Annotated in this window: 20 protein-coding genes; 5 read left to right on the top strand and 15 right to left on the bottom strand. The window is 47.1% G+C overall.

All coding sequences use genetic code 11. The features are described from left to right. The first annotated feature begins 75 nt into the window (after nucleotides 1-75). Nucleotides 76-1,236, top strand: coding sequence for an ATP-grasp domain-containing protein (locus tag GTO91_RS09890; protein ID WP_161258536.1), 1,161 nt, complete (start codon nucleotides 76-78; stop codon nucleotides 1,234-1,236). A 253-nt stretch (nucleotides 1,237-1,489) separates the two neighbouring features. Here GTO91_RS09890 and GTO91_RS09885 read toward each other — a convergent pair whose 3' ends face one another. The 4 genes from GTO91_RS09885 to GTO91_RS09870 form a co-directional block, all read right to left on the bottom strand. Beyond that, nucleotides 1,490-3,214, bottom strand: a complete 1,725-nt coding sequence (locus GTO91_RS09885; RefSeq protein ID WP_161258533.1) for a methyl-accepting chemotaxis protein — start codon at nucleotides 3,212-3,214, stop codon at nucleotides 1,490-1,492. 232 nt (nucleotides 3,215-3,446) lie between these two features. Next, nucleotides 3,447-3,968 (bottom strand): permease, encoded by a 522-nt coding sequence (locus GTO91_RS09880; protein WP_170294190.1) that lies wholly within the window; start codon nucleotides 3,966-3,968, stop codon nucleotides 3,447-3,449. A gap of 10 nt (nucleotides 3,969-3,978) precedes the next feature. Next, the gene (locus tag GTO91_RS09875) at nucleotides 3,979-4,455 is read right to left on the bottom strand and encodes a permease (RefSeq protein ID WP_161258527.1); all 477 of its coding nucleotides are present in this window, start codon (nucleotides 4,453-4,455) and stop codon (nucleotides 3,979-3,981) included. A gap of 11 nt (nucleotides 4,456-4,466) precedes the next feature. After that, nucleotides 4,467-4,808, bottom strand: coding sequence for a PadR family transcriptional regulator (locus tag GTO91_RS09870; protein ID WP_161258524.1), 342 nt, complete (start codon nucleotides 4,806-4,808; stop codon nucleotides 4,467-4,469). A 218-nt stretch (nucleotides 4,809-5,026) separates the two neighbouring features. Between GTO91_RS09870 and GTO91_RS09865 the strand changes: the two genes are divergently transcribed. Next, nucleotides 5,027-5,587 (top strand): nitroreductase family protein, encoded by a 561-nt coding sequence (locus GTO91_RS09865; protein ID WP_161258521.1) that lies wholly within the window; start codon nucleotides 5,027-5,029, stop codon nucleotides 5,585-5,587. Nucleotides 5,588-5,718: 131 nt separating this feature from the next. Here GTO91_RS09865 and GTO91_RS09860 read toward each other — a convergent pair whose 3' ends face one another. Both GTO91_RS09860 and GTO91_RS09855 read right to left on the bottom strand, forming a co-directional pair. Next, the gene (locus tag GTO91_RS09860) at nucleotides 5,719-5,991 is read right to left on the bottom strand and encodes a hypothetical protein (protein ID WP_161258518.1); all 273 of its coding nucleotides are present in this window, start codon (nucleotides 5,989-5,991) and stop codon (nucleotides 5,719-5,721) included. Nucleotides 5,992-6,203: 212 nt separating this feature from the next. Next, nucleotides 6,204-6,614, bottom strand: a complete 411-nt coding sequence (locus GTO91_RS09855; protein ID WP_161258515.1) for a GNAT family N-acetyltransferase — start codon at nucleotides 6,612-6,614, stop codon at nucleotides 6,204-6,206. 176 nt (nucleotides 6,615-6,790) lie between these two features. Between GTO91_RS09855 and GTO91_RS09850 the strand changes: the two genes are divergently transcribed. Then, complete coding sequence (locus GTO91_RS09850; RefSeq protein ID WP_161258512.1) at nucleotides 6,791-7,255, top strand: pyridoxamine 5'-phosphate oxidase family protein; 465 nt, start codon at nucleotides 6,791-6,793, stop codon at nucleotides 7,253-7,255. Nucleotides 7,256-7,386: 131 nt separating this feature from the next. Here the strand turns inward: GTO91_RS09850 and GTO91_RS09845 are convergent, their stop codons facing one another. The 7 genes from GTO91_RS09845 to GTO91_RS09815 form a co-directional block, all read right to left on the bottom strand. Then, a complete protein-coding gene (locus GTO91_RS09845) occupies nucleotides 7,387-7,986 on the bottom strand; it encodes a methyl-accepting chemotaxis protein (protein WP_407929522.1) in 600 nt (199 codons plus the stop codon). A gap of 8 nt (nucleotides 7,987-7,994) precedes the next feature. Further along, nucleotides 7,995-9,122 (bottom strand): HAMP domain-containing protein, encoded by a 1,128-nt coding sequence (locus GTO91_RS18645; protein ID WP_161258505.1) that lies wholly within the window; start codon nucleotides 9,120-9,122, stop codon nucleotides 7,995-7,997. A 330-nt stretch (nucleotides 9,123-9,452) separates the two neighbouring features. After that, nucleotides 9,453-12,116 carry a hybrid sensor histidine kinase/response regulator gene (locus tag GTO91_RS09835; protein ID WP_161258501.1) on the bottom strand — a complete coding sequence of 888 codons (2,664 nt, stop codon included), beginning with the start codon at nucleotides 12,114-12,116 and terminating at the stop codon, nucleotides 9,453-9,455. Between the two features lie 146 nt (nucleotides 12,117-12,262). After that, nucleotides 12,263-12,676 (bottom strand): hypothetical protein, encoded by a 414-nt coding sequence (locus tag GTO91_RS09830; RefSeq protein ID WP_235919477.1) that lies wholly within the window; start codon nucleotides 12,674-12,676, stop codon nucleotides 12,263-12,265. Nucleotides 12,677-12,842: 166 nt separating this feature from the next. Beyond that, the gene (locus tag GTO91_RS09825; protein WP_161258495.1) at nucleotides 12,843-13,271 is read right to left on the bottom strand and encodes a MarR family winged helix-turn-helix transcriptional regulator; all 429 of its coding nucleotides are present in this window, start codon (nucleotides 13,269-13,271) and stop codon (nucleotides 12,843-12,845) included. Nucleotides 13,272-13,438: 167 nt separating this feature from the next. Continuing rightward, nucleotides 13,439-13,783 (bottom strand): cupin domain-containing protein, encoded by a 345-nt coding sequence (locus GTO91_RS09820; protein WP_161258493.1) that lies wholly within the window; start codon nucleotides 13,781-13,783, stop codon nucleotides 13,439-13,441. A gap of 736 nt (nucleotides 13,784-14,519) precedes the next feature. Next, nucleotides 14,520-14,753 carry a SpoVG family protein gene (locus GTO91_RS09815; RefSeq protein ID WP_328793769.1) on the bottom strand — a complete coding sequence of 78 codons (234 nt, stop codon included), beginning with the start codon at nucleotides 14,751-14,753 and terminating at the stop codon, nucleotides 14,520-14,522. 6 nt (nucleotides 14,754-14,759) lie between these two features. Here GTO91_RS09815 and GTO91_RS18130 point away from each other — a divergent pair, with 6 nt between their 5' ends. Continuing rightward, nucleotides 14,760-15,260 (top strand): SDR family NAD(P)-dependent oxidoreductase, encoded by a 501-nt coding sequence (locus tag GTO91_RS18130; RefSeq protein WP_328793768.1) that lies wholly within the window; start codon nucleotides 14,760-14,762, stop codon nucleotides 15,258-15,260. Nucleotides 15,261-15,342: 82 nt separating this feature from the next. Here GTO91_RS18130 and GTO91_RS09805 read toward each other — a convergent pair whose 3' ends face one another. Next, complete coding sequence (locus GTO91_RS09805) at nucleotides 15,343-15,501, bottom strand: hypothetical protein (RefSeq protein WP_161258487.1); 159 nt, start codon at nucleotides 15,499-15,501, stop codon at nucleotides 15,343-15,345. A 286-nt stretch (nucleotides 15,502-15,787) separates the two neighbouring features. On the opposite strand from GTO91_RS09805, the gene GTO91_RS09800 reads away from it, so the two are divergent. After that, nucleotides 15,788-16,987, top strand: coding sequence for a 4Fe-4S binding protein (locus tag GTO91_RS09800; protein ID WP_161258484.1), 1,200 nt, complete (start codon nucleotides 15,788-15,790; stop codon nucleotides 16,985-16,987). A gap of 64 nt (nucleotides 16,988-17,051) precedes the next feature. Here the strand turns inward: GTO91_RS09800 and GTO91_RS09795 are convergent, their stop codons facing one another. Continuing rightward, a complete protein-coding gene (locus GTO91_RS09795; protein ID WP_161258481.1) occupies nucleotides 17,052-17,819 on the bottom strand; it encodes a GDSL-type esterase/lipase family protein in 768 nt (255 codons plus the stop codon). Between the last annotated feature and the right edge of the window lie 358 nt (nucleotides 17,820-18,177).

The raw sequence follows: 18,177 nt of genomic DNA, 5'->3' as shown, positions 1-18,177 counted from the left end.
CGGTGCTATTTTACAACGAGCGTACTATCCGACGCCGCTGGAGGGAATGATCACTGGTGATTGGAGGTTGTTGGCTTGAACATCGTCTTTCTGTCGCCCCATTTCCCTCCGAACTACTACCGCTTCTGCATCCGGCTGAAGGAGTTGGGCGTGACGGTGCTGGCTGTGGCCGACGAGTCCTATGAACGACTGCGACCGGAACTGCGTTTTGCCCTCACAGACTATCATCAGGCCCATAACATGGAGGATTACGACCAACTCCTGCGGGCATGCGGCTATTTCACCCATCGTTATGGCAAGATCGACCGCATCGAATCGCTGAACGAACACTGGCTGGCTTCAGAGGCGCGCCTGCGCACTGACTTCAACGTTTTCGGCATCCATTACAAGGATATCGCCCGGATCAAACGCAAGTCGGAGATGAAAAAAGTCTTCCAATCTGCCGGCATCCCTGTCGCCCGCGGCGGTCTCATCCCGACGCTGGAATCGGCAAAAAGATTGATCGACGAGGTCGGCTACCCGGTGGTGGTGAAACCGGACACTGGCGTCGGCGCGGCAAAAACATTCCGCTTGAATGACGACACCGACCTTGCGCGGTTTTTTTCCGATAAACCGCCAGTGGACTATTTTTTAGAGGAATTCGTCCAAGGAACGATCTGCTCCTTTGACGGCCTCACCGACCGGGAGGGTCATCCCGTCTTCTTTACCTCCCATGTGTACAACCAGGGCGTCATGGAAGCCGTCAACGACGATCTCCACGTCTCCTTCTACTCCCTGAGAGAAATCCCCGCCGACCTGCAAGCGGCCGGCCTGCGGACATTGCGCGCCTTCGATGTGCGGGAGCGCTTCTTTCACTTTGAGTTTTTCCGGACCGCCGATGACCGCATTATCGCCCTGGAAGTGAACATGCGCCCGCCGGGCGGCTTTACACTGGACATGTTCAATTATGCTAATGACATCGATATCTACGCCCAGTGGGCGAACGTGATCGTCCACAACCGGTTTACCGCCCGCTATGACCGAAAATACCACTGCGCCTTCATCAGCCGGAAAAGGGGCAAACCTTATGTCCACCCCCATGCCGATGTGCTGCGGCAACTGGGGGACCTCGTCTGCCACCATGGCGCCATCGACCCCGTCTTCCGGGTGGCCATGGGCGACTACGCCTATCTGGTCCGCTCCGGCGAATTGGCGCGAATCCGGGAGGCTATCAGGTATATACAGGCGATGGCCTGACCTGCCAAGAGCAAACAAAAACATCATGAAGAAACAAGGTGATAGGATGTCTGACGATAAACGAAAGCCAACACAAACGCCAACCACAGTCGGCACCGGGATCACGACAGGAAAAACGGTCACGAAATCAGACGCTGGCAATAAGGCAACCGGCGCCCCTAGCGCCAACATCCCGAAGAAGACTATCTGAACAATCGTTGAACCGAAACCGGCGAACTTGCCTCCCAGCCACTCCGCAAAGGGTGGCTTTTTATTATGGCAAAACAAACTGGCTGGCTGTCTCCTCCAAGTTGTGGGCGACCTGTTTCAATGTGTCTGCCGTCGTCGCCAACTCTTCGATAAGCGCTAACTGCCGTTCGATGGAAAGGGCTGTCGCCTGTGTATCTTCCGAGTTCTTGCGCGCAATCTCATCGATGGTGATGAAGTTTTTAGCGATCTCATCGCCCTTCCCGGTGATTTCGCGCGCTGCTTCCGCCACCCGCTCGATCTCTATCGCCAGCAGGCGCGTATTGGCCTCAATCGTATTGAACGATTGAGAGGCCTTTTGAACAACCTGATAACCGGAGTCGACTTCACGTGAACCGTTCTGTGTCTGCTCGGTGACGATATCAATTTCTTGACGAATACCGACGATTAAGCGCCGAACCTCCTCGGAAGACCCTTTTGCTTGTTCCGCCAGTCTTCTCACCTCATCGGCGACAACAGCAAAGCCCCGGCCATGCTCACCGGCTCTAGCCGCTTCAATGGCAGCGTTCAAGGCGAGAAGGTTCGTTTGATCGGAGATTCCTACGATGATGGCAATCACCTCATCGATCGCCAGCGAGCGTGTCTTTAATGAAGCCACCCGTTCCGCTGCATTGTTCACGGCCTGCTGGATCGCATCCATGCTCCCCTTGACAAGTTCCAGATCAGCCTGCCCTTTTTCAGCGTCTTCGACGGTTGTTTTGGCTGATAGAACCGCTTTTGCCGCGCCGTCGGAGACCTCGCGCAGGATATGGGCCAGATCGTGGGCATGTCCGCTCCCCTGTTCCACCTGGCTGGCTGTCTGCGTGGCCCCGCAGGCCAGTTCCCGCGCGCTTTTCATGACCTCTTCAGCTGCTCTGGTCGAATGCTTGCTGGTAGAGACAAGCACATCCGACGTGCCCATGATCTGAACGGAGTGTTTTTGAATCTGTTCGATCAATTGGGACAAGCGTAATGTCATAGCGCGGAAAGCCTGGGCCAACTGGCCCACTTCCCCGGAAAAAGGATTGGCCTCTCGGGCGATTCTCAGATCACCCGAAGCCACCTGTTCCATCGTAAGAATCTGCCGGCGTATCGGCAGCAGCAACTGAAAGCGGAAGATGATCGCCAGCAATCCTGTAATGGCCAAAGGAAGCATAATCCCTAAAAACCCCAGCTCCCAGTACAAGGCTGCCGCTTTGGCGTTTGATCTCGACATATCTACCGAGACAGTCTGAATGCCGGCAATTTCGTTCACTTTGTTTTTCGGGTGGCAGTTCAAACAGCCGGGAGTGGTATAGATCGGACGAGCGTAGAGAAGAACCTCTCGATTCTCCATGCGCTGAAACTCTAAAAAATCCTGCTGCTCAGCCCGCTCTTTGTTGTCGGCTGCTTGCACAAACTGCCCCATCGCTTTTTCATCCCATTCGGTTGGCTTGTTTTCAGGGTTTATCAACAGTTCTGTCGCAGAGGTGATATGAAAGGTGACATCATTCTCAGGCAATACGTTAAACTTTTTAGACATGGCCAATAGTACTTCAATGGATGGCATATGCAGCTTATCGCTGAACTGCTGATGCGTATTTCGGTATACGGCAACAATGTCGGCCATCGTTTTCGCTTTATTGACCGCTTGCTTCCGTATCTCCTCAGTTTGCTTTGAGCCGATATAAGTGATAAAGGGCGCCGCCACTATTCCACTACCGAGCATGATGTAAATCGCGATCTTGACGATCAGACTATCCCAGAAACGCACGCCATATCATACCCCCTGCCCGTATTCTCATTTATTTTACAGCATTTATTCCCTTTTTCAAGTGGCATATGCAAAAATCTAGTTAAATTTCCATATGTAAGGTATCGAAATAATGATTAATATAAATTGTCGGCAGAGACGCTTCTTTCTCATGCTACTCTCTAAAAAAAAGGAGCCTCATGAATGAGACTCATGGCCACAGTGCTGCAGCCTAGCCAAAGGAAATAAGCGTCTATGCCACTTCCGCTTTTTGAATGATACCTCTAAGTTCTGTGTCGGAGACCATTTTTTCTATCAGGTAGGCTGTTGCCAAATAGGCTGGAATGCTGATCCCGATGTGGATAACGGTGAAGGTCAAACCGAAGGAAGCGATTTCGAACAAGACGATGGGAAGCTTCGTGCTCGACCAAACGCCCAAAAAGAACACCACATTCGCCAGGCGGGCGCCTTTTTTTAAGAGCAGGATCGCAAGGGGGAATGCCACATAGAGCGGACCTGCAGCCGCAGTGCCGAGTAGGAAGGCAATGGCTAACCCTCTATAGCTTGAACCAGGACCCATATACCGGATTAATGTCTCTTTGGGAATCCATACGTCCAAAAGTCCCATTAGGATGAAGATGGGCGGCACCAAGGCAAGCATCTGTTCCAAATTATCATAGGTGATGAAAAAAGCGTCCCTGCCGAGTTGCTGATCAAATAGGTACAAAAGGACAATAAGTAGAAAAAGGGCGAAGCTCCACCTGTATTGTTTCATGGTTTCCACCTCACATCACCCACCCGATTACTATCGTAAACAAAACAGCAATGATAAAGGCGAAGGCGTTTCGCAGCAAGGCGATCGGTTTGTTAAAATATTTGACTTCCGCCGGCAGGGTGATAATGCCTACCGCCATCAATGTAGAAACAAACGCTGCAACCTGCGTATAGCCTGCGCCTCCCTGGAGCAACGCCGCGGCTAAGGGAAAGGCGACGAAACTGGGGACCATCGTGATCGAACCAACGAGCAAGGCGACAATGATCCCATACAGCCCGGAACTGTCTCCAATAAATCTCGAAATGATTTCCGGTTTTAAAACAGCTAAAGAAATGCCGACGAGCAGCATGATGACCAGCACGTCGGGAAGGAGTTTCAAAAAGCTGGTCCATGCCTTCCTTAACGCAACCATGGTTTTGCTTTTGTCTTTGCGCCATGAAAGGGCTGCCAAGCACAATGCTATCGTATAAAGTACAATTGTCGTCATATATCCCACCTTCATTCTTTCGAGAATAATTTGGCGTATTCGCTCAAAAAGAACTCGATATTGCTCTTCCGCTGCTCAATATCCTTTTTGAAGTCATCTAAGATACGGAATCCTTGGGGCGATATTTTATACCATTTCTTTGCGGGACCCGGATCTGACGTGTCCCAATAGGATTCGACGGCTTCGCTCTTCTCCAACTCCTGCAACGCCCGGTATACGGCAGCGCTGTCAGCGTTATTATGGGGCAACCGCTGTTCTAGTTGTTTCAGCAATGTGAGTCCATAGGCCGGTTCTTGGGCCAGAAACAACAAAATAAAGGCTGGTAAGTGACGTCCATAGTTTACTTTAGCCAAAAGCCCTACCTCCTTTTATGTAGATGATATCTATATGTTACTTACAGTATGTGTTGTCGCGATGACCTTGTCAAGGGCATAGCGGTAGCTTATAAAGACCACTTTTCAAGGAAGTACTGGAACAGGTAAACCGTTGAACCAAGCGAGCAATCGGCATAATCTCCTTTTTTAATGGCTACCCTAACCTGAAAGATATTGTTGATTGTGAGGGAACAGCATTGAACAGCGCCTTATCGGTCATTAAGCATCGAAGAAGCACGCGGTCATTTAAAGAAGACCCTATTCAAGAAGAGGCTCTGGGCGCCATCATTGAAGCAGGGATGTATGCGCCAAGCGCCGCGAATCAACAGCCTTGGCATTTTACTGTCGTCCAGAACAAGCAAATCATGAATAAGATCAATCAGGATGCCAAGGCGTTTTTCGCCAAATCTGAACATCCGCATTTCAAGCGGTTTGCAACAAGTCCAGATTTTCATGTGTTTCACAATGCGCCATGCGCTGTTTTCATCAGTGGGGACACAAGGGCAATGCTGCCCCATGTGGACTGCGCCGCAGCCACCCAAAACATGCTGTTGGCTGCCGAATCCCTCGGTGTCGGTTCATGCTGGACGCAATCGGTCATTCATCTTTTCGAGGGGGAAACAGGCGAGCGGTGGATTCGTCAAATGGAAATCCCAGAACACTATCGGCCGCTCTATGCCATCGTACTCGGCTATAAGATGAAAGAAAATCAGACCGCGCCGGAAAGAAAGGCGAATCCAGTCTATTACATCCAGTGATGTCAGCAAGTCCAACCGTCAATAGAACGAAAAGCGTGGGCATTCTCGATGTTACCGCCAAGCTTTTCGTTATTTCCGCCAATAAAAAAAGACACAGGGCGGACGTAGTCCACTTGTGTCTTTTTTTTGACTTACCCAACGCTTTGATTTGAATAGCTTTCTGCGGCTGCGACCCCTTGAATGATGTAAAGCAACTGGTCAAAGATGTTTTCATCGATCCTTTTCGCTTTACTCCACAACTGATAAAAGTGCTTTGTAAAGGCGGACTTGGGCATATTTTTTCTCATGGTGATATGGCACTTGCATATCCATACCCTGGCATATCTGTCAAACTGCTCAACAGTCAAATGGTTCACCATAAAGCCGACATTACAACCTTCAGAGGCGAGTTCTTGAAATACCATAGACCGGCCCCCTTACGCAAAAGTTATTACAATCATTTTACTTCTTATCTAGAATATATCGACAGAGCGGATATTGCTGTAATGTAGGATTATTTTGCGAACATACCTAACCCCTTTATCAAGGCAACCCCGTAAATAACAAAACAGCCCAGGTATTTGACCTAGACTGTTATTTGAGCCGGTTGAGATACAGGCTCTCAATAATACTGCTGCTATATAGGTCTTCTGACCATGAATCTATCAGCGTTTTTGACAAATCCAAATTGTTCATATAATCTATGTGCATCAAGTGTTCCTAAAATCCCATTTAGACCTTTCAATTCTTCACTAGCAAGGATTGTTTCTATTAGTTTTTTTCCAATACCTAGGCCACGGTACTCTTCATCGATCATGACATCTGCTAACCAGTACATCGTGGCAAAATCTGAAACGATTCGAGCAAATCCAATTTGCCTGTTTCCATGATAAACGCCGAAACAAAGCGATGTTTCAATTGATTTGTTGATCGCTTCAATAGATCTTTTATTCGCCCAATATGACGATGCCAAGAACTGATAAATCGTCTCATGGTGCAAAAGCGTCTTATCAGTACTGATTAAATAATCTTCAAATTTGAGTTCCATAATATCTCCCTCTGTTTATGTTATTTAAGTCTCTTCATGTTATTACTATACAGCCTTCACTTGTGTCTGACAAGTCAGGCGGAGCAACCGGCCCTCAGAATTTACCCCCCCCTGCTTTTTCATTATTTCCGCCTTTATGTTATCATGTAAGTTATTAAAGCGAAGGGATGAGCAAAATGTTTACTGAAATGCGTAGAAGCGATAAGCAAATATCATCGGAAGATTGCGCGCAAATCCTTGTGAAAGGCCAAATCGGAATTCTTTCAACGATCAGCGCCGACGGATATCCTTATGGCGTACCATTAAATTATGTTTATGAAAATGGCTGCATATATTTTCACTCTGCCCTAACAGGCCAAAAACTTGACAATATTCAAAATGAAAGCAAGGTTTCTTTTTGTGTCGTCGGCGATACAGAACTGTTATCAAGCTCATTTGATACCAACTACGAAAGCGTTATTGTCTTTGGAAGAGCGAAGATCGTTCATGATCACGAAAAAGAGCATGGATTATTGGCGCTCGTCAAAAAATATTCCTTGGATTACGTAGAAAATGGTAAAAAGTACATTAAGCAATCTGGAGATAAAACGCGCGTGGTCAAAATAGACATTGAGCACATAACAGGAAAGGCCCAGAGATAGCAAATAAGAAATCCTTCCATCGTTGGATTGCATGCAAAAAGGGCCGCCTTCTCGACTGCCCTTGATGCCTTTCGCGATGCTCTTTTTTCCACCAGCCTGCAGTGGCACCGGCGGTTGTCTTTTCGCGTCGCTTAGTATCGGAACCGATTTACCGTATTCTGTAAGCCCACGGCCAACCCTTTACATTCCTCCGCGATGACGGCGACGTTTTCGAAAAGGGCTGTCTGCTCCTCGACCGATGCAGTAACCTCCTCCGTTGACGCAGCAGCGTCGTTAGCCGCCGAGGCGATCCGATGGATGGAAGCAAAGAGACCTTCCACCTGCTGAATCACCTGCAACATCCGTTGACCTGTGTCCTGGGTATCCTTCATGACAACGGTTACTTTTTCGGAGATCCGTTCGAAAGACTGCTCCGTTTGCTCGGCCACTTGCGCTTGCTTACGAGTGCCCATGTTCGCGTCATCTATGCCGGCGGTCGTTTGTCCAACCACCTGTTCCATCTCTTTGATCTGTATCATGACTTCCTGCGCCGATCGGCGGGAGGACTCGGCAAGTTTCCTCACTTCTTCGGCCACGACGGCAAACCCTCTCCCCTGCTCACCAGCGCCGGCCGCTTCGATGGCTGCGTTCAAGGCTAAAAGATTCGTCTGTTCAGCGATATTCTGGATGATTCCGGCGATACGACTGATGGATTGCGTTTTTTCTTTTAACCGGGTCACCGTTTCCGTCACTTCATTGGTCAAGCAAATGGTCTTTTGCACTTCCCTTTTTGCTTTTGCATGACCACTCGACCGTCATCCAACGTACGGTTGACGTCGGAGAATTCACTGACAATCCGTTTCACGCCGTCAGCGGTTGTTTGCGCATTGCCGTTGATGGCATGGAGCGAATCCCGTATCTGGTTGATCTCATTGGCGATATCCTGATTGCCGCGGGCGATGGCGTCGACGGCCAGCGCTATCTGTTCGGATGTCTGATGCACCTCGTCGGTCGTGGAAGAGAGTTGCCTCGCTTTTTCGTTCAGGTTAACCGCGTCAGAAGCCGCCTGGGCGATGGTGTTTCTCGTCTTATTCAACAGCAGGTTAAACTTGTTTGCCATCACGCCAATCTCATCACGACTGGTAATATCGATCTGCTGCGTTAAGTCGCCATCCGATTCTGCAATACCAGCGATTCTCTCTTGCAATACACTCAGGGGCCGGGTGATTTGCCGGACAAAGAACCAGCCGATCGAACCGCCGACAATGAGGCTGATCAATAAGGCGGTAAGAATAATCTGTTGAAAACGAGCCAACGCCGCGTCCGATTGGCTTTGCATTTGTGAAAACTCTTGTGCAGCGAAGTTTTCAATCTGCTTAACTATCGAATCAATCGCTTCGGTGGGCGCGCGATCGATGCCGTTCACCTGTTTATCGACGGCTCGCACGCTCTCCGGGTCGCCTCCATTGAACCCTCGCAGCGCTTCCCCGTATCGGAGACCCAACTGCCCATGGGTGGCTAACGCCTGGTCCACCGACGACACATCCATACCGTAGCGGGTCATCATCGCTTTGAGACGTTGCAACTCCTCGCTGGTCGCCTTTTCCTCCTTTTGAAAGTTACTCATATATTTTTGAAAGGCAGTGGGGTCATGGCCGCGAAGCAGTATGTTCTTCCATTCTTGCACCTGTTTCTTAAAGAGGACTTGCGTTTTCCGGGAACTGTCTACCATCTGCAACAATTCTTCCGATGATCGCACCGTGCGATTACTTAGTTCATGGGTTTCCTGAAAAACGGATAGACCAATCAACCCGAGAGCCGACATGGCAAGAAGCAGTATGGAAACCAAAATCATGATACGGACGCCAATCTTCAGGTCATTTAACACAATGATGCCTCCTCATGAATGTCAAAAATTGGCTTGTTTCTTTAAATAAAACATCAATTTATAATATTTTCGATGTTGATTTGCTTTCTCCTTCTGCATGAAAATATTACCATTGTATAAATATTAATTTGTATCCCGCTGAGTGTAAAACATTACACACCGTTACGGTTCAATAAATAATTTTTTCAGAAAAGTCCATTTAGGAAAAGCAACTTGTCCACACTTGGGGGCTGAGGCCGAAATAGGAAAAGCGACCTCCCCAACGTTAGGGTGTCGCTGTCTGCTTGTATTACTCCCTCAATGTGGCCTTGGTCTCACTGGATGTGAGCCTTATGACAGGGTTGTTCCTCTTTGCACAGTCGCCATTCGGGCTTCTTGTTGGATTGCTCTTGAAACACGGTCAAATTCACGTTGAATATCTTCAATGAACTCTTGGTAATGGGGAAAGCGATCTTCCTCGGAGGGATTACGGCCCATCATTTCAAGACTGTTGAGCAATCGCGCTAACCGTACTGCGCCGACACCGGCGCTGGCTGACTTTATGCTATGCGCAATTTTAAAGACCTCATTCAAATTACCCTGTTTCAAATACTGTTTCAGATTACCGATCGCTTCTTTGGTCTCATGAAGAAAGACCTGATAAATTTCCCGTCGTTCTGCAGGAGAGCCGAAACTTTCCAGAATCGTAAAGTCAACCGGCTGTTCCTCTCCATTCCCCGGCAGAAGGCCTCTTTCTTCTATCGTCCTTTTTGTCGTTTCTTTGCCAGGCAAGGCAAGATAACGACCGAGGACTTCTCTCAACGTCTTGCGATCAATGGGTTTTGCAATATAGTCATTCATGCCGGCACGGAGACAACGCTGCCGGTCTTCCCATAATGCATTGGCCGTCATCGCGATAATCGGCGTCGAATGGGTATGTTTTTCCTCCAAACGAATTCGCCGGGTTGCTTCATAGCCATCCAGTTCGGGCATCTGACAATCCATCAGGATCAAAGCAAAATCTTGCTGCGCCTTCATCTCTATCGCTTCCAGGCCATTTTGCGCCCACTGCACTGATGTCAGCCCCAGCTTTTCTAAATGCAAACGAGCCACTTCATAATTCACAGGATTATCTTCGACCAATAAAATATGTAACTTTTCGGGATCAATCTCTTCTCCTGGCGCATCTGCCGTTCCCATGTTTCTTCGCGTGAGCGCCTTTTCAGCATTTCCTGTGCCTGTAACTTCACTCTCATGTCCCGCATTCATCTGCTGCAAGGGCAATTCCACCCAAAAAGTAGAGCCTTCTCCGACTTTACTCTCTACCCCGATGGTTCCGCCCATCAATTGCACAAGCCTTTGACTGATAGCCAAGCCCAATCCGGTTCCTCCGTACCGGCGCGTGATGGTGGCGTCGGCTTGGGTAAAGGGTGAAAAGAGCTTTTCCTGAACCTCAGAAGACATGCCAATGCCCGTGTCTGTGACAGCAAAAAGAATTACCTCATGACCGTCAGGCGCTGCTTTTTTGTTGACTTGCACGGTCACGCTTCCCTGGTTGGTAAACTTGACGGCGTTGGAGAGCAAGTTTATCATGATTTGACGCAATCGTGATGGATCACCCAGGATCTGATCCGGCAGAGCCGGATCAATCTGACATTTCAGCGTTAAGCCTTTTTGCGCTGCTTGAACCTCCATCATTTCTATAGTACTTCCAATCATCTCATGCAAGTCGATGGGAATTTGTTCCAGTTCATAACGACCCGATTCTAACTTGGAAAAATCCAAAATATCATCGATGATGGCGAGCAATAAACGAGCAGAATTACGAATAGTGCTGGCATATTTCCGCTGCTCTCTATTTAAAGGGGTATCAAAAAGCAATTCATTCATGGCGATCACCGCATTCATCGGGGTTCGAATCTCATGACTCATGGTCGCCAAAAAATCACTTTTTGCTTGGTTCGATTTTTCTGCATCGAATCGGGCCTTTAAAAACAGGGCCAGGGCAAACAATAAGATGATCGTAAACAATACGCTTCGTTCAAAATTGCCTTGCAAGGCGCTAAGGGTTGTGTTTTTCTCATAACTCGTCAGATACGCGATAGGATCGCCTTTTATATTTTTGATCTGTAAAAACAAAATCACATAAAACTGACCATTGACCTTCGCTTTAAGAGCAAAGCTTTCACCGCTGTCAATCTTAACGCTGACATCCTTGCTGATAGCATGGTTGATCGCTTGAATTTCTTGTACTGACATATTGCTCTTGTTATAAAGGCGCATCTCTTGGATTTGTTTGTCATAGACATAGTCTTTGTGGATATCTGAATCGATGTAATTATCTTGTTCATTGGCAAAAACTGTTTCCCTAACGGTATTCTCCTTGATGATAAAGGTGCTGTAGCTGCCAAACAATTGATTTAACACTTCGCTAATGGAACCAAAAGAGATGCTAACCTCGACAGAGCCTACATGCTCTCCTTGATAAAACAGCGGATAGACAAAACGATAGCCGTTAAATATCTTTCCTTCCTCGAATCCGATGCTTTCACGCAACTCCGTATTGGCCATGCGCACGGTATCCCGCACCGCAAAGAGGTTGTCGCCAAATTGTTCCGGCCTGTGCATGCGAAGAAAACTGGCGCCATCCTTCAAGTGAAAATGAAGCTGCCGAAAGCGGAACCTTTCCAACTCCGCATATAGACCCGTCATTCTGTTCAATAACAGGTTTCGATACACCGCACGTTCTTCAGGGGCGCTCTGATTCGCCTGAGCAAGCAACCGGGTGATTTCTTCTTTATCCAAAACCTCTTGTTCTAAGATTTTGGTGGCTACCCTGTAACCATTTAATGACGCTTCCACCTCATGTCGAAAATTCTCTAAGCGGACATCCAGGAAAACCTGCTGGTTTCGTTGATTTTGTTCGTAGACAGATAATAAATAAAGGGCGCCAAAAATCACAGCAATAAAAAACATGGCGATGGATTGCGTACTATTCATGCGGCGCTTGTCCATAGGGACCCTTCTTTCATTCGTCTATGCAATAATTGTAACATAAGTATGAAAAATCTCGAATCCATAACCTGCCTAAAGTATAAAAGCGACCTCTCCTGCTGCGGAGAGGTCGCTTTTGTCTGATGCAAATTGGCCAACTTTTTTCTTTAGCCTCGCTTGCCCCAAGGCTTCAACACAGAGATAACGATCATAAAGATCATAGAAGCGATTTGGACCAGGCTGGAAAGCGCATGGGACTGGAAATGGGATAGATAAACAGCGTTTTGAAGCGCCAAAATACGTTCAATTCGTGAAATTTCTACCAGTTCGTTTAGCCAGGGACCGATAAAAAAGGTTCCGAAGAGAATGGCAACAACGGTGAGCACCCATTTTACAATCACCCAGTAGAACTTGGTGAACCCCCAATTGGTTAGCCATGAGAAAAACAACCCGGTAACCAAGCACCCAATGGCAGATGGAATCACAATATAATCGTCGATGATTTTCATGCTGGCATTCACGGCATAGAGGGCATCGCCGCTGACAACGATGTCACCGCGAATAAAGTCCAGCATCGCCATCGCCACTGCGCCTCCCAGCCAACCGCAACTGAAAAGGATGTGAAAAATCTTTAGCCAGCCTTTGCCTTTACTCCCGAGGGTCACAAAGATCCGCTCCTTTCCCATTCTTCTTCATGCGACTCCAGTCCATAATTAATTGTCACGACAATTAATTGGTCAAAAAAAACTATCCGTCTACGTTACGATATATGACGTTTAGCATCTTCTTGAATTCGTCGATTTTCTCTTTCTCAATCCCCTGCAGCGCCGTATCAAGCACTTCTTTAGCCAGGGGAATCAACTCTTCCACTAGCTCTCGACCTGCGGCGGTAATGAACAATAGATAACTCCTGGTATCCTCCCGATTGACCCGGCGAGTAATAAAGCCTTTTTTCTCTAACTTTTCCAGGATTCGAACTGTGCTGGGTTGATCCTTAGAAGTGAGTTCCGCGATTTCCTTCGGCGAAATTCCTTCTTTTTCACTCAATCCCTTCAAAACGGCCCATTGCTCAGGGGTCATATTATAGGGCTTAAAACTTCGGAGCAGTTTATTTTTCAGTCTTATGCTCGTCCTATTCAATAAATAGCCGATCGACTCGTCCAGCCTAAAATCCAAGCCAGTACCCCCTCACAGACTTTAGTTGTCAAGACAATGATATTTCGTTCATTGCCCCTTGTCAATTGCCAAAGGGCGAGCTCTTGAAACACCATGGACTTGTCGTCAAAACCTTACGAGTTCAGCAAGAATTCACCTGTTGGGAGGTCTTACAAGAACAGCGGTATTTACTTGTAGTCTTCCCTTACCGGGGAAAACACCTCAATGGCGACGGAATCTTCGAGAACAATGGCCGCATGCTCCACATTCCCGGGGATACACCAACTGTCTCCGGGAGATAGCGGGAACTCCTCCTGATCGATGATGAGAATGAGCTTTCCCGATACCAGATAGCCAGTCTGTTCATGGGGGTGCTTGTGTCGAGGGAGGGGGTTGCCTTTTTGTAGGCGGAATTCCGCCAGCAGCGTTTTTTCGCCGTAAACGAGCGTCTTTCGAGAAATGCCGTCCACTGCTGTGATGTATCCTTCTTCGGTTTGCTGGTAGACGCTAGGGCTGATCGTATGATTCGACATAAGCACCCTCCTGCTTTTTTATAGAACGATCATTCGATGTAAATATTCAATAACCTCCTAAAGCGTTAATTCTTATTTTTTTATTGATGCAGGGTTTGCAAGACAGTTGTGACGAATGAATGGGACGATGAAGAACATTTCAATGAGGTGATTGCTGTGTCCCTACCCGTCCAATTTGCTTTATCGATTTTTTCGTCTGCCCTTGCATTCTGGTTAAGTCGCAAGGCCCATCCATATGTGCAAGAAAGAAAAAGATTTGCGGTAGGCTTTTTCGCGATGGTAGGCATTAATACGGTTTATTTGATTCTGAACTTGTTCTTCCATGCAACTCCTGAAATTAGGCCGATCTTTGTGGGGCTTGGACTGGGTTTTTTCATAGGGCTATCTACTCGTAGGAGTTAGAAATAATGAAATAGGCAATCTCCGATACTTGTGATACTCAGATCGAAAAACCATTGGTTATCGATATACCTGGTATTCGAATCAATTTTCCATGTATGTTCAAAAGCATCATCAAACCCCGAGGCTTTTTGATGTCTGGAGCTGTTCCAAAAAAAGAAATGCCCCTAGAAACAAGTTCTAAAGGGCAGGGGTGCTTAACCTTTGCGGCAAAGCAGCTTAGGATTATGTCATTCACAGCTTATCACATGTTTGGAACTAGCACAACAAAAACCTTAAACATGTATAAGGTTGAAAGCTGTAATAAAAAAACCCCAGCCTTACGAGCCGGGGTCAACTACGTTCGTTTCATCGTATTCATTTCTTCTACCATCGAATTGAACGCTTCGAGCAGAATGTTTGAAATATAATCACGAGTTTCCTGGGTAAGCGGGTGGACGATGTCCTGATACGTTCCATCGGGCAAGACCTGACTCGGCATCGCGATAAACAATCCATTTTTTCCTTCGATCACTTTAATCTCGTGAACCGCAAAGGAATCGTCAATCGTTACAGAGACCAATGCTTTCACGGCGCCATGGAGGTTAACCTGATTGAATCTTACTTCTGTAATTTTCGTTCAAAACATCTCCCCTACTCCCGCCAAAAACTACCTTACCATCATTGTATAACTTTTGACGAACGATCACAATGGAACATAAATAATTTAACTAATCAATTAATGGTCATGCCGCTTAATCAAGCAGCAGCCATTCAACTGGCCAAAATCGGGATGCACGTTTTGATCGGTTGCCGACACGAAGAACGAGGCTTGGCGGCATTACGTGAGATCCGCGAGGGAAGCAATAGCCACGACGTTGACCTGTTGGTTGTCGACATGAGCTCTCAACGCTCGATCAAGGCGGCCGTCGCAACATTCAAATCGACATACGATCGGCTGGATGTGCTCATTCATAACGCCGCTGACTTTGATATCAGCAGGAAAAGACCGGTGTTTTCGGAAGAGAACATCGAAACCGTATGGGCCACAAACCACATCGGTCCGGTTCTGCTGACAGACCTGAATTCACTTCGATGACCCTGAATTCAAAAAAGGAAATTTCAGTGTCGAAAAGGCCTATTATCAGTCGAAGCTGGCCCAGGACCTATTGGCTCGCCGATCAATTGAAAGATACGCCCATCACCGTGAACTGCGTCCGGGTCACCAACGTGAAAATCGACATCCGAAGGTATCCCAACTTGTCAAAGACGATGAAATTCATGTATTCGATCAAAAGCAGGTTTTCCATCTCCCCGGAAGAGATGGCCAGGACGTACACCTACTTAGCGACTTCCCCGGAAGCAGCGTCAGTGACCGGGAAATACTTCGATGAAACGAATCGGCCGATTGATTCTTCGCGTTACAGCAAAAACATCGAAAACATTCATGCAGAATGGACTTGACGAGGAAATATATCATCTGAATCATGATGCAATCATGGCGGCTAGGTTGGGCTCATCTTGAATCTGTTCATTTGTGACCAAATTGTAACAATAGTGACAAGAAGATGTGACATAGCTATTGTATTCTTAACGTATGATGCAAAGGAAACGGAGGGAGCCAGCATGCAATCTTTCCTTTACCGTCGTACGAGGATTCTACGCCTAATCCCTGTAGTCTTTCTATTTCTGAATCTTATGTTAAACTCTTCACCGGCGTTGGCCGAGGTGGGCGTACCTGAAATTCATGTCACTGAGCAAACTACAATTATTGAGTTAGAGCAGCAAAGTCACCTGGATCGGGAAAAACTATTTCAAGTGTTACAAATTCAGGAGCCCGTGGACGAAGCCGCTACTCTCGCTCAACTGGGTCTCGATCCTCAAAGGACTACTGACCTCATTAAAAAAGAAATCGGGTTGACCACCACTGAAAAAAGCAAAGACTGGAAACTAATCGCCACAAAGTTTGCCCTTTGGATGATCGCCTTAATTGGATCCGGTTATCTGTTGCAACGTGCTACTCGTTTAAAAACGAAGTGGCGATTCATCCGTATTTCTGCAAATATTCTCGCTGCTCTTATTTTTGGTGTTGTTTTGGGCAGCGACCCCAACCCCATGGGCACGGTCAACGACGCGTTTGTCTTGTACGGACAGACTGGGGCGATATTTCCTCCACGGCTCATCGCATTCGTTATATTCCTTATCTTAAGCCTCATTGCTGTCCGTTTTATCTGCGGATGGGGTTGTCAACTTGGCGGGCTGCAAGAGACCTTGTTTCGGTTTCGTCAACAGATCGGATTCGGTAAAAAAATAGGAGCCGGAATAAAGATTCCCTTTAACCTTGCTCTTGGTATACGATTCGCTGTATTCATGATTAGCGCGGTGGCCGCTGTGGGATGGGCAACCAATTTAATAGGTTCCATTGATCCCTTTTCTGTGTTTGCTCCTGCCAAGTGGACACCGATTCTTCTCGGTTCTATCTTAATCGTATTATTCCTATCGCTGTTTATCTATCGTCCATGGTGCACCTTAGCTTGCCCATTTGGCACGCTCGCATGGTTATTCGAGCGTTTTGCCTGGATGCGTATACATCCTAACCCTGAAAAATGCACGAACTGCAAAGTCTGTACAAACGTTTGTCCGTCAGGTCACGCAGGTCCTATGCTAGAAGGCAAAAAATTATCACCCGATTGTTTCGCTTGTGGTGATTGTATAGCATCCTGTCCTCATCAGGCGATGGAATTCTCTTCGAGATCTGGCAATAACAAAAAGAATCAATCGAGTATTGGTGACCATAACATATCTCATTTTCAACGCCCCCAGTGAGCGGCTTGCATCCATAACTAACCCATATGATTAAAAGCGTATGTATTTCTCTAGGAATCGTTATCTACAAAATGTATTGCGCCAACCGTTCGGCCATCAATCGGTATCCCCGGGCATTTGGATGAAACATGTCATTCGACAGGTAGTTTTTAACCATCGCTGAAAACAAGTCAAAGGTGGGAACAAAGGCGGTTTTTGGGAAACCTGCACAGACCCTGGCGCTGGTTGCATTCCAGTTTTGTATCACCGATGAGGTTAAGGCCGCATTTTCTACGTTGCTGAAGGGATTGTACAAGCCTAGATAAAAAATGTTCGCTTTTGTATTTTGGGAACGAATATGAGAAAGAATAGCCCTGAGGTTTCTTACGTATTCGGCCTTATTCTTTTGGAGTTGAGCAAAATTTATATTTTTTATGGTTTCTCCGGTTAAAAGGTCATTGGCTCCGATCGTCATGACGATGACATCGGCCGCCTCCACCTGTTTACGCACTGACGGGTGTTTTAGCTTTCCAAGCAACTGGCCCGACTTTTCTCCGTTCACCGCGATGTTCGAGAGGGCGACCCTTCGATTCGCGCTCTCTTGTATGCGGTCCACCAGATAACCGACATATCCTTTGCCCGAAGAATCTCCCGTTCCTTTTGTCAGCGAATCCCCCATAGCTACAATCACAAAGGGAGCTTTGTCAGCATTTGTTTTTTCAAATCGGGATGTATCCGTATTCATGTTCTTTTCAAGAAAACCGTTCCCAAGCCACCATCCTTGACCAAGTATTCCGAAAATACAGATCAACAAAAAGAGAAAAATAACGTCATTTGTTTGTTTTCCTTTCAAAATCATCTGCTTCCTTTCAATCACGCTTGATTGGCAGAGCCCCACAAAGTCAAGACCCCATATGCATTGGTTGGCAGGCTTTCTGTGTAGAAAGCGGATACACCGGAAGCTTACAAAAAGACCGCTGATTTTTTATCATCAAGTAGTAACCGTTTGTTCCAGCGGCACTTTGATGAACGTCGCGAACGCGGCGTCTGCTATCACTTTATGTAAAAAGCACAGACTTTCGTTCCATCTATTACGTAGACGGAATTACAGCAAAAAACGTTAGTCACCGTGAACTGGTTCATGGGTAGCGAGTAAAATACTACGAGGAAAACGAAGGAAGACAACCGTCGAGGTCATCGCGGTTGTCTTC

The organism is Heliomicrobium undosum, from assembly GCF_009877425.1.
Classification (GTDB): Bacteria; Bacillota; Desulfitobacteriia; order Heliobacteriales; family Heliobacteriaceae; genus Heliomicrobium; species Heliomicrobium undosum.
Note: the sequence above shows the minus strand (reverse complement) of the source record. Positions and strands in the feature narration are given on the sequence as shown.